This is a genomic window from Bacillus sp. FJAT-29937 (assembly GCF_001509555.1).
GTDB lineage: Bacteria > Bacillota > Bacilli > Bacillales > Cytobacillaceae > Cytobacillus.
On the sequence record NZ_LMAS01000006.1, the window covers coordinates 378089 to 379387 of the forward strand.

The 1299-nt window shown below is 36.6% G+C and carries 1 protein-coding gene; it reads left to right on the forward strand.

The window, feature by feature from the left end; translation table 11 throughout:
• Nucleotides 1–573, forward strand: a 573-nt coding sequence (locus AR328_RS15385) for a methyl-accepting chemotaxis protein (RefSeq protein WP_231734881.1), incomplete at its 5' end; no start/stop codon positions are given.
• Nucleotides 574–1299: the final 726 nt, after the last annotated feature.

A 1299-nucleotide genomic window follows, 5' to 3' on the forward strand; every position in this document is an offset into this window, starting at 1 on the left:
GATAAATCGGTCGAAATTGGTCAAATCGTTGAGTTGATTACTCAAATTGCCAACCAGACGAACCTTTTAGCATTAAATGCTGCGATTGAAGCCGCAAGGGCAGGGGAACATGGAAAAGGATTTGCTGTAGTTGCTGATGAGGTAAGGAAGTTAGCCGAACAGTCTGGCATTGCAGCAGGTCAAATACGCGAGCTTATTCAAGAAATCCAAAGAGAAGCGGAGAAAGCTGTTCAATCAATGCTTCGTGGCGAATCTGTTGTAGAAGAAGGCATGCAATTGGTTTATCAATCGGGCCAAGCCTTCCAAGAAATTGTAAAGTCTATTGAACAGATAACTGCAGAGTCCCAAGAAGTGTCTGCCATTGTAGAACAAGTAAATTCAAGCTCGCAGAACATGGTCGAGATGATGGAAGGTGTAGCCAATATTGCTGAACAATCTGCGGGAAATACGCAAAACGTAGCTGCTTCAGCAGAAGAACAAAATGCTTCTATGGAGGAAATATCGTCTTCGGCCGAGGCGTTAAGTCATATGGCTCTAAATCTGCAAACAGCTATAAGTAAATTTAAAGTTTAGGTTGTTGGAAATTAATTTCGGGGTAAGAAGCTTTTGTAAATTTGATAGAAGAGGAAATATTAAATCATGCTTAATTCAATAAGAAGAGAATCACGTTTCGACTTGTTGCTGCGTCAATATAAACAAGGGAATATAAGGATGACGGATGAGGTTGAACAATCGCTCGATCGCTTTTGTTTGTTTCTATATCACCATACAGACGTCCACTATTTTTCGTTTGTAAATGAAAAAGTTTTGAGGGCATATATCACCCATCATCGGTCCAATAATTTTGATTTCATTTCTTTTGCTCAAGTGATCAAAGATGTAAATCACTTTCTCGCTTTTCTAAGAATTCATAAATAGGATCTTCCGAAAATTGATCTGTCGGTTGGAAACTACAATCTTTGGACAAGATTATAGCAAACGTTGATAAGTCATTGGGGGAGAGTCCATTGGTATAAATATGGACTCTCTTTTTAGTCTTTGCAAAATTTAATTTTAATAACATTTCATTTGTGGTCAAGTAATTATTTTAAACAAAGTCAGATTGAAATATCAGAAGTTAGTTGTCCGTTTTGTCTATACTAGATTTAAACAAACGTTTGATTGAACTGTCTTAATCCCTTGAGCTATATGGATTTAGGGGATTTAATTAAAACCAGCTAATAGTTTGTCAACATTTTTCAATAAAAACATAAAGTTTTTCATGCTATACTAAAAATAGGCATGCCAAATAACCTCCCA